This window comes from Streptomyces swartbergensis, assembly GCF_002148965.1.
Taxonomy (GTDB): Bacteria; Actinomycetota; Actinomycetes; order Streptomycetales; family Streptomycetaceae; genus Streptomyces; species Streptomyces swartbergensis.
The window spans coordinates 1-9,484 of the sequence record NZ_NGFN01000331.1 but is presented as its reverse complement, the minus strand read 5'-3'; the positions used below and the strand labels follow the sequence as shown (position 1 = coordinate 9,484).

The following is a 9,484-nucleotide window of genomic DNA, read 5'->3' as shown; positions in this document are numbered from 1 at the left end:
GGGTGGTGGGGTGTGGTGTCGGGGTTGACGGTGGATGATGCGGCGGTGGCCGGGTGGCTGGCGATGAGCGGTCGCGCGGCTGAGGGGCTGCGGGAGCTCGCGAAGAGGCGCCCGGAGTGTGGTGTGGCCCGTGCCTTGTCGGTCTTGGCGGACAACGAGGTCCTGGACGATGCCACGCTGCGTCGTGAGCTGGTGGCCGCCTATGCGCTAGCGCAGGCGGCCGGGGCACGCGAGCAGTCCCTGGTCTACGGGATCTACCTGTTCACCCATCGGCATTACCAGGCCACGGCCGACCATCTGGTGGTGCACTTCGCGCAGTGGCCGGCCGATGAGGTGGCCGGGAGCATGCTGGGCGCCTTTGATCTGGCCGGCCCGTTGGACTACCGGGAGCACGGTCAGGCACTGATCGAAAAGCAGTGGCGACGCGTGGGCGCGCAGTCGTGGCCGTGGACCTCGTGGCTGGCCGCGGCGCGTGCCGAACAAGGCCGCTCGGACGAAGCCTGGGAGCTGGCCGAGCACGCCTTGAAACTCAACGCGCGTTCAGGGCCGGCGGCGCACGCCCGGGCCCATGCCGAACACGAACACGGCGCCGGCCTTAAGGGCAGGGCCTTCATCGATGCTTGGCTGGCCGCCGACCCGGCCGCACTGCAGCGCCGCCATCTGCAATGGCACGCCGCGCTGCAGTCGATCGCCGCAGGTGACTTCGATGACGCCCGGCGCCGCGCCGACACCGAGCTGCACCACGGGGATGTCGGCATGCGGTCGGCCACGAACTGGCGGCTCCTGCTGGCCGGACAAGCCCCCGCCCGCACCACCGAACTCCAGCACGCCCACCGGCTGCTGGCCGAACCCGGAGGCTGGGCGGAGGTGTTCCACACCTTCCAGCTCGCCCTGGCTCTGGCGGTCGGCGCCGACACCGACGGCCTTACCGCGCTCGCTGAACGCGCCGAGAGCGACACCCGCCCGGACTACGCCGAGGTCCTCGCCCCCGTCGCCCACGCCCTGGCCCACCTCACTGCCGGCCGCCCCGGCAAAGCCGTCGATCTCCTGACCGTCCTCGGTGAGGAAACCGAACGCATCGGCGGGGTCCGCGTGGAACGCGAAATCATCAAAGACACCCTCGCCCGTGCCCTCATCGACGCCGGACAACCCCAGCGCGCCGCCCACCTCCTTCATCACCGCCGCACCACCCGCCACCACCACACCTACGAAGATCTCCTCCTGACCCCCGCGCCGACCACGCAACACACGGGCGCGGTGATGACACCAGCGTCCTGACCCCTTTGCGTGGCGGCGGCTTACCAACTCGGTCATTGGCCGGCGTTCACCACCGCCAGCCCGTTGCTGGGAGTCGCGCAGGTCGGTTTCGGCGGGCAGTTCGCTGAGGTAGATCTCACGGCAGCTCTGCCTGGCTGTGCTCCGGCGGGGCCGTGTGACGCGTCCTGGCGCCCCTGTGATGGGTCGGGCGGGCGTAGGCCTTGCCGGTGGCCAGGAGGCGTCCAACGTCGTGCCGGGGTGGGCAGACACGCCGGCGAGGCAGAACATGGCCCCGGCCTGTGCCGCCGGCCTCAGCCGTTCGCCGCAGCGCCGGCGGTTCCTCTCTCCTGGTCCGTCCCGACGTGTCCATGCCACCTTCTCCCTTCTGAGTGGAGCAGGAGAATATTGATGCCCGTAACTGCGCAACACCGCTGTTGCGGTGATGTCGCCCGCGGCGTCCTCCCCGAGATTGCTGCAGGTCGGATGAGCAGCTGGGAGACAGTGAAGAGCAGTTGGCACGGCAGGCGGCGCTGGACCGATCCAACATCACCCGGGCCAAGCGAGATCCGGCCGCTGCTCGCAAAACTCCGCGAATGCAACCGCGCCAGCACGTGGGTACCGGCCTTCGAGGAGAACTGGGCACGGGTGCTGGAGGATGCTCAGCACAGTTAGAAGCGTTGTGCGCGCCTGGCAGCCCGCGTCGCCGCTCTGGTAGGACCACGGTGCCCCGCATATGCGGGCGTGGCCCGGACGCGGGCGGGCGTCGGACGTGTCGAATGGAGGGAGGTCAGCCATGTGCCTGGGCACGGTTGTTTGTCTGGCACGGGTGGCAGAATGATCGCCGGATCATCAAGCTTTTCCTTATGACAGGAAACGAGCCCTTCGAGCGCCGTGGGCGGCGTACGATCCCAGCGTGGTTGCTGGCGTTGGCAGCCGTGGCTGTCGGGGCCGCAGTTCCGCTTGTTGCCCAGCTGGTCAACCCGCGTTTCGACCTGTCAGATTACCTTGTCGTTGTCTTCTTAGCGATCATTCTGGTGTCTGCCGGAGCGGTCAACCGAGTGGCGGGCCGCGAGACGCACGCCATTACGCGAAGTCGGGAGCAAGTCCGGGCTGCTGAGCGCGCTCTGGAAGCAGCGCTTCGAGTCGCCCAGAGCCAGCTGGGAGCCCACACACAAGTACGGCCGGTGGAAGTAGAGCAGGCAGACAGTGAAGAGCCTTTGCCGCAGCGTCCGGAGAGCACAGCGGGGGTTGCTCGGCTTACTCTGCCTGAGTTGTGGGCCGTGACACACAGGCGGCTTGATCTTTATCAGGACATTGCCACCAGCCAGGCTCAAAAGTCGTTTCGTAACGCGCAGCTTGCGATGACCTGGGGGTTCGTGCTGCTCGTCGTCTTCGTGCTGATGGCCCTTGAGGCGAGCACAACAGCAGGAAGTGTCGTCGCCGGCGGCCTCGGCGCCATATCAGCGGCACTGGCCGGGTTCGTCAGCCGCACCTTTGTGAAGTCCCAGGAGACAGCGGCTGCCCACCTCCGCGCTTACTTTGATCAACCCCTTGAGTTCTCGCGGTACCTTGCCGCGGAGCGCCTGGTCGCGGAGGCGAGGCTGACGCCGGAACAGCGTGCGCAGGTGTTGACCTCCTTGGTCCAGGCCATGGTCACACCGCCCGCTGCTGTCCCGGTACCCGGTTCGGTACCAGGACACCAGCCGCAGTAGAGCGACATGACCTCGCGTCTGGGGCGCAGCTCCGCACGTCGACTTACGGAGAACTGCACGCTGCTTCGACATCATCTGCAGCGCCGTCCGGCCGACGCCCAGTTTTTCGATCACCGTGCGCTCGCAGGGCAACTTGGGCCGTAGGGCGTCCAAGAAGTGGCTCGAGCTCGTTGCATGGTTGGTGGTGAGGCGTCGAGGACGCCGGCGTGGCTCGGTGGTCACATGTGCCGTGTCGGGATCAGGTCCGCGGTCTGCTGATGGGAGAGCAGGTTGGCGACACCTGGACGATGTTGCTCATCTGCTCGCAGCGGCCGAGGCAGCGGGCCAGCGCCCGCTGGCGTTCGTAGATCGACAGCTGGCCACTCTCGTCCTTCTCCGGCGCCACGAGAGGGGGCCACTCATGGCGTGCTGGCCTGCTGGTCCGGCGTGGACCGCCACGCAGGTGACTCCCCGCCGCGCAAGCGCCCGTTAGGCACCTCACGGGTTCGGTGGGCCTACGGTCATGGTGGGCGTGTAGTAGCCGGCCGGGTGAGGATCTCCGATCGGTTGGCCGTCGGCTTCGACCCAGGCGTGGGCGCGTTGCTGCGCTCGCGGGGCGCCACGGCATCGGTCCTCCGTCTGGTGGAAGCCCGCACGTGGCCGAGGCTCCGTCGTGGTCGGCTGTTGGCAGATATCACGCGGTGACGGCTCGGCGTCGGTCACCGGCGGCAGCACGGCGAAAGGAGCGGCCGTGACCAGCCGCACAATGCAGGACCGGCTGTTCATTGGCGGGGACATGATCGCGCCTGCGTCGGAGGACGTGATCGAGGTCATCTCTCCGGTCACGGAGGAGCGGCTCGGTACCGCTCCCTCATCGACGCCTGCCGATATCGACCGAGCAGTATGCGCGACGCGCGGGGCCTTCGACGATGGCCCCTGGCCCCGCATGTCTCCACAGGAGCGCGCAAACGCTCTGGGTCCGTTCAGAGGTCGTTTTCGCCTGATGTTTCATCCCGACATCACAGACCAACTATCAGATTCCGGGATGAAACATCAGGCGAAAACGACCTCTCAGTCCCAGGCGCCGGACGGGCTGCACCTCAATGGCCGCCCAGCCGGTGAGCCGCTGGTTGATGTGGATCGCCCGCTCCAGCTCCGGCTGGCTGTAGCCGAGCTCCCGGAACGGGACGTACACCTCGAAGGGAACGGGGGGCGCGGTTCGATGTGCTGACCGCGTACCAGCGCCCGGCCGCCGTCCAGGACCTCGTGCCAGGCGTGGTCGAGCAGTTTGCGGGCGAGGTCGGCCTGGCGGGAGCCGGCCACTCCTTCACGGGCCAGGACCTTGCACATGACGGCCATTCACCGACCGGCTTGAAACGCTCCAGGAAGCCGATCTCCGGGTCGATGTCCGGTTCCAGCCGGAACCCGTCGCGGTGCGCGTACAACCACTGGACGGCACCCACGCCGACGGTATGGATGAGGCGGGTACTGGCGGATGTCATGCCGGCACTCCTCGGCGGGTGTCGTCGGTGTCCCGGTCGCCGGAGCGGCGGGCGGCGGTCAGGGTGGCGGCGAACGCAGCCACGAGTGTGGAGTGGTAGCAGTTGGCGAAGACCCGCGGGACCTCCTCACCGCGCGGGCCGCGTCCCATCACCGTCAGGGCGCCCATGTCGTCCTGCGCCTGCGCGACCGCCGCCCAAGCGTCCCCGGTCAGCTCCAGTGCGAGGGGCTGGGGCAGGCTGGCCGCGACGGCGAGCAGCTCGCAGCACAGGTCCCAGTTCTGCATCTCCACGCAGTTGTCGAGCCAGGGCGGGAGCCAGGTATCCAGGTAGGCCGCGATGTCGGACGGAACGGTCTGTACGTCGTGGCCCCAGTCCGTGAGGTGAAACATGACATGCGTGAGCGTGTATCCGGCGGTTCGCTCGAACAGCCACGGCTCGGGGAGGCCGCCCAGCCAGGTGCGCCGCAGTACGGCGGAGACCGCCGCGTGGGGGGTGAGCCCGGAGCGGCGCTCTGAGTTGAGGATGCTGAGCAGCCGGTTCGGCAGCAGTTCCGTCGTCCGCCAGCTGCGCGTGCGAACGACAGCGGCGACGAAGTCCTCGTACGCGCGGTGGCGCAGGCCGCCGGAGGCGAACGCGGCGTACAACTCCAAGGGGTACGTCGCACTGGGTTCGAGACGTTGCAGGTCGAGGAAGAGTTCCCCGCGGCAGGTCTCGCGCCAGGCGTGGTCCAGCAGGTCGGATGCGGTGTCGTACAGGATGCTCCCGGGACGGCTGTGGCGGCGGACGCAGACGCAGATTTGGGCCAGTTCGCCCAGCGGCTTCCAGGAACTCTTGACTTCGGTGTCCGGTTCCAGCGCGTCGTCACCGAGGGCGAAACCAGCACGGTTCGCGGACAACCAGCCCATGGCGGACTCGGCCACCCCACGCACGGCTCTCGCCCTCATCGCGGTCTGAGCCGTCACAGCACGGCTCCGGCCCGCAGGAGGCGCGCAGCGTGCAGGTGGAGCGTCACGCGCGGGTCGTCGCAGCCCATGTGCGCCACGAATTCCAGCCCGGCGTCCAGGCCCAGTGTGTCAGGTACGTCGTCGTGCACGGCTAGCCAGCGGCCGGCCTCTGCCGCCTGGAGCCAGTCGCGGCGTCGTACGGCGCGTACGAAACCACGGGCGACGTCGACGGCGCGAGCCCCGGCCACCCAGGCAACCGAGCTGTCGGCCGTGGGCACCGCGAGCGGGGCCAGGAGCGCCAGTTGGTGCGTCAGGGACTGCCACGGGAGGTGGTTCAGCCACATGGCGTCATCGGGCTCGGCCGCGTCGGCGGAGCACACGGCGATTGAAGCGCCCAGGTCGCGCAGGATGCTGGTCATGGCCCAGTGGCTCCAGCGCGACGTGGCCGAGGCACCGGGCCCGGGAGGGTACGCCAGCACCGCCTTCTCGAACACCGCCACGTCGACAGGGGAGGGAGGGCTACGGTAAAGGACGCTCGGCAGCAGGACGTCAGCTCCCACGACGCGCACGGCGGCCAGACCGATGTCGTCGTCCCCGATGGTGACCGCCGTACCGGCGGACATTCGAGTGGTCCCCACTCGTGAGAACAGAGACCACCTGGGTAGCGAGCTCCCGTACCGCGCCCGTCAAAAGGGCTCGAGGTGCCGGACTGCTCCATCGAGTTGTCCTTCAACCCTTCTTCGGCCGTGATGTCGGAGGTGATATCAGCAGGAGGTCTGGGGCCAGCACTCCGAGGCCCTGGCATTCACGGGGGTCACGGTAGAAGCCCTCGGCTTCATCCGGGTTGAGGGCTGCTTCGATGTCGTCCCGAACCGTGGTCCGGTCCTGCAGCTCCCGCTCGGTCGATGTCATGCCGCCATCTCCTCACGCGAAAAGGAGTGTCTGATTCCACTTCCAGTGGACCGCAACCCGCCGCAGGCCGCAAATGGTAAAAATTCAACCTTTCGGGCACAAATCAGCTCTGCGGGATCGATAGAGGACCGAGCGAGGATGGGGCCTTCCGTGCGATGTGCCGGGTTGGTGTCGGTGGGTGGGTGCCATTGACGGCATGTCAGGTCTGGGTTTTTGCGCTGCTCGGGCCTCATGCGACGGCCGACGCCCTCGCTCAAGGAGGGCCTATCCCCAGGGCGGGCGACCGCCGAAGCACGGCAAGGAGTTCCGCTTCGCCAAGCCGGAGACCTGGGGCGAGCCGGACGCGGCAACCGTGCAGGTCACCGACCGGTACGGCACCGCCCGCGCGATGGCCTGGGACCGCATCCACCCCCGCCTGACCACCCGCTCCGCATGGATCGACCACACCGGCGAACTCCCCATCATCGAAGGCACGCTGATCCGCCTCCAGGTCGACCGCCTGCCCGGCGGAGGCGACCCGCTCCCGCTCTGGCTCTGGTCGTCCGCCACCGGCCTGAACAGCGAGGACGCCGACGTGCGCTGGCAGGCGTTCCTGAGGAGGTTCGACATCGAGCACCTCTTCAGGCTGATGAAACAGACCCTCGGGTGGACCCGTCCGAAGCTGCGCACCCCAGCGGTCGGAGCGTATCCGTCCCAGTACCTCGACCGGGAGGCCGGTCAGGAGGTGGGCCATGCGCGGGGCGTCGTAGCCGGCGTCGAAGACGATGAGGATGTCGCGGTCGCCCAAGTGCCAGCGGCCCATCTCGATCAGGTCCTCGACCACCCGGCGGAGCTGGGCGGCAGTGACCTCGGCGACGTCGTCCTCGGGTCCGAGACGCACGGCGTCCAGGAGCTGGCACCAGGATGTGCGGCCCGATTCGAGGGCGGCGACGAAGGAGTACGGCCAGCCGGGGATGAACTGGTCCGAGGAGCGTCCGCTGCGGCCGTAGACGTGGCAGAACAGGCGGTCCGCGCTGGTCGGCGCGTCGGGGCGGAGCCAGTTGCTGACGTCGACCGCCAGGACCAGGCGGCCGTCGGCAGCCCGCGGCATCGGCAGACCGGCCAGCACCTGCCGCAGCCGGGGCACGTCCACACTCCCGCAGTTCAACGCCTCATACATAGCGCCGTGCCCGCGCCGGTGCTCGGCCACCAGCGTCAGGTCCACCGGCGAGGTCACCGGACCGTCCGCGCACAACAACGCGTCCACGAGGTCGAACAGTTCGTCCCCGCGCGCGGTCAGGCAGTCGGATAGGTTCTCCCGGAAGCGTGACGCTTGCGCGAACGCCTCCCCGGGACCGGTGGCAGGCAGCAGACTCACCCTCACGGCCTTCGTCTTGATCGGTGCACCTTGGTCGGAGCACATGATCAGGCGAAGGCCGCTTCAATGTCCGGCGAATGCCCAGATGAGTGATCCAGTTCGAGATGTCGTTCGATGCCAGGAGCCAGGCACGGGCACTGATGCATCAGCCAGCGAGCAGAGCCTGCATCCACTGGTCTTCGCGTTGCTCGATGTATTCGGCGTCGTTTCGCCAAGCGTCGCCATGGCCTTCAGCCCACAGCCTTGCCCAGGGCTGGGCTCCCTGGGCTGCCTGGTCGCGCAGGAAGTCGTGCATGGAACGCGTACGGCGCCCCAGCACAGGGACCAACCGACGACGCTCGGACTCAGCCAGACCGTAGGCGTCGGCGAAGACTCGCAGTCGGTCCGCCGCGTCCGGGCTCTGCCAGTCCGGATGCGCGGACAGCGGGATGAACCCGTGAATGGCGTATGCGACATCCCACATGCGCGAGCCGGGACCTGCAGCGTCCCAGTCGATGAAGGCCCACCGCACCTCGTCTGCGACCACGAGGTTCCAGGGGGCCAGGTCGTTATGGGCGATGATGTCACTGCCCTCAGCGGGGATCAGCGCCTGCCACCGCGCATCGGAGGGCGCCGTGAAGTCCTGCACGGCGTCGTGGAAGTCCCGGATCAGCCGTGCCACGCGAGCCAGTTGTCGAGCGGGTTCCATCAGCGAGAACCGGTCGGGCCAGACCACATCTCCTGGCATGAAGGTCAGGACCTCACGCCCCTGATCGTCAATGCCGAGCGGACGAGGCGCCGCGCCGAATCCCACCTCGTGCAGGTGGGCAAGCAGGGCATGCACAGCGGGAGTCCATGGTCCGGCCGGACGGCGAACGGTGTCCCCGACGCGAACGACACCATCACTGACGTTGCCACCGGACAAAGGCTGTTCATCATCGTGCCGCATCGAACCAGTGTGTCGGATCAGCTCGTCATGATCACCCCATTAAGGGGGAGCGTCAGAGTAGGGACGGAGGTTAAAGAACAAGGTCAGTGCCTGTCCTGAACCTTCGCGCATGATTTCGATGTCACAAGGGTGATGACTGCTGCGGTGTCGGGGGAGTCAGTTGCAGGCTGGCGAGGCGCCGGTACAGTCGGCTGGTTTTGAGCAGGTCGGCTGGGGTGCCTTGGGCGGTGACCCGGCCGGCATCCAGCAGGACGACTCGGTCGGCGTTTTTGATGGTGGTCAGCCGGTGGGCGATCACCAGCACGCTGCACTGGGCCGTGATGCTGTCCAGAGTTTCGGTGAGGGCGGCTTCGTTGATCGCGTCGAGTTGGGCGGTGGGCTCGTCCAGCAGCAGCAGGGAGGGGCGGGTGAGCAGGGCGCGGGCCAGCGCGATGCGTTGGCGTTCGCCGCCGGACAGCCTTGTGCCGCGGTCGCCGACGTCGCTGTCGAGCCCGCCCGGGAGGCGGTCGATCAGGTCGGTGAGCTGGACCAGTCCCACGACCCGGTCGATGTCGTGTGCGGTGGCGTCGGGGGCGGCGTAGGTGAGGTTGTCGCGCACGGTGCCGTGCAGGATGGGGGCGTCTTGTTCCACTAGGGCCAGTTGGGCGCGGCAGTGGTCGCGGCTGAGTTCGGTGGTGTTGCGGCCGTGTAGCAGGATCGTGCCGGCTTGGGGGTCGTAGAAGCGTTCGGCCAGGGCGAACAGGGTGGATTTGCCCGCCCCGGACTTGCCGACCAGGGCGACGAGCGAGTGCGGGGGCACGGTGAACGACACCCCGCGCAGCACCGGCCGCTTGCGGTAGCGGAAGCGCACATTGCGGAACTCCAGGATCGGGGTTACCGGGTCGGTGGGTGTG

At 68.0% G+C, this 9,484-nt stretch carries 7 protein-coding genes and 5 pseudogenes; 5 read left to right on the top strand and 7 right to left on the bottom strand.

All coding sequences use genetic code 11. The annotated features are described in order from the left end of the window. The 4 genes and pseudogenes from CA983_RS35135 to CA983_RS45485 form a co-directional block, all read left to right on the top strand. Positions 1-1,278, top strand: a 1,278-nt coding sequence (locus CA983_RS35135; protein ID WP_425276496.1) for a tetratricopeptide repeat protein, incomplete at its 5' end; no start/stop codon positions are given. A gap of 7 nt (positions 1,279-1,285) precedes the next feature. Continuing rightward, positions 1,286-1,410 (top strand): annotated as a pseudogene (locus tag CA983_RS49720) (RidA family protein); the annotation flags it as partial. A 710-nt stretch (positions 1,411-2,120) separates the two neighbouring features. Beyond that, a complete protein-coding gene (locus CA983_RS45960; protein WP_143645633.1) occupies positions 2,121-2,969 on the top strand; it encodes a TRADD-N-associated membrane domain-containing protein in 849 nt (282 codons plus the stop codon). A 745-nt stretch (positions 2,970-3,714) separates the two neighbouring features. Then, positions 3,715-3,924: pseudogene (locus tag CA983_RS45485) on the top strand (aldehyde dehydrogenase family protein); the annotation flags it as partial. 96 nt (positions 3,925-4,020) lie between these two features. Here CA983_RS45485 and CA983_RS48450 read toward each other — a convergent pair. The 4 genes and pseudogenes from CA983_RS48450 to CA983_RS35110 form a co-directional block, all read right to left on the bottom strand. Then, positions 4,021-4,450: pseudogene (locus tag CA983_RS48450) on the bottom strand (DUF6895 family protein); the annotation flags it as partial. Then, positions 4,447-5,379, bottom strand: a complete 933-nt coding sequence (locus CA983_RS35120) for a DUF6895 family protein (protein WP_244207229.1) — start codon at positions 5,377-5,379, stop codon at positions 4,447-4,449. The pseudogene CA983_RS48450 and the gene CA983_RS35120, both read right to left, overlap by 4 nt. 29 nt (positions 5,380-5,408) lie before the next feature. Next, entirely contained in the window at positions 5,409-6,017 is a 609-nt protein-coding gene (locus CA983_RS35115; RefSeq protein ID WP_244207228.1) for a hypothetical protein, read from the bottom strand. Positions 6,018-6,123: 106 nt separating this feature from the next. Beyond that, entirely contained in the window at positions 6,124-6,306 is a 183-nt protein-coding gene (locus CA983_RS35110) for a hypothetical protein (protein ID WP_086604793.1), read from the bottom strand. Positions 6,307-6,531: 225 nt separating this feature from the next. Between CA983_RS35110 and CA983_RS49010 the strand changes: the two are divergent. Beyond that, positions 6,532-6,988, top strand: a pseudogene (locus tag CA983_RS49010) (transposase); the annotation flags it as partial. Here the strand turns inward: CA983_RS49010 and CA983_RS35100 are convergent. The 3 genes and pseudogenes from CA983_RS35100 to CA983_RS35090 form a co-directional block, all read right to left on the bottom strand. Then, positions 6,980-7,663 (bottom strand): annotated as a pseudogene (locus tag CA983_RS35100) (transposase); the annotation flags it as partial. The pseudogenes CA983_RS49010 and CA983_RS35100 overlap by 9 nt on opposite strands. Before the next feature lie 145 nt (positions 7,664-7,808). Beyond that, positions 7,809-8,591, bottom strand: a complete 783-nt coding sequence (locus CA983_RS35095) for a phosphotransferase enzyme family protein (RefSeq protein ID WP_086604792.1) — start codon at positions 8,589-8,591, stop codon at positions 7,809-7,811. Between the two features lie 121 nt (positions 8,592-8,712). Beyond that, a partial coding sequence (locus CA983_RS35090) for an ABC transporter ATP-binding protein (RefSeq protein ID WP_143645632.1) occupies positions 8,713-9,484 on the bottom strand: 772 nt, incomplete at its 5' end.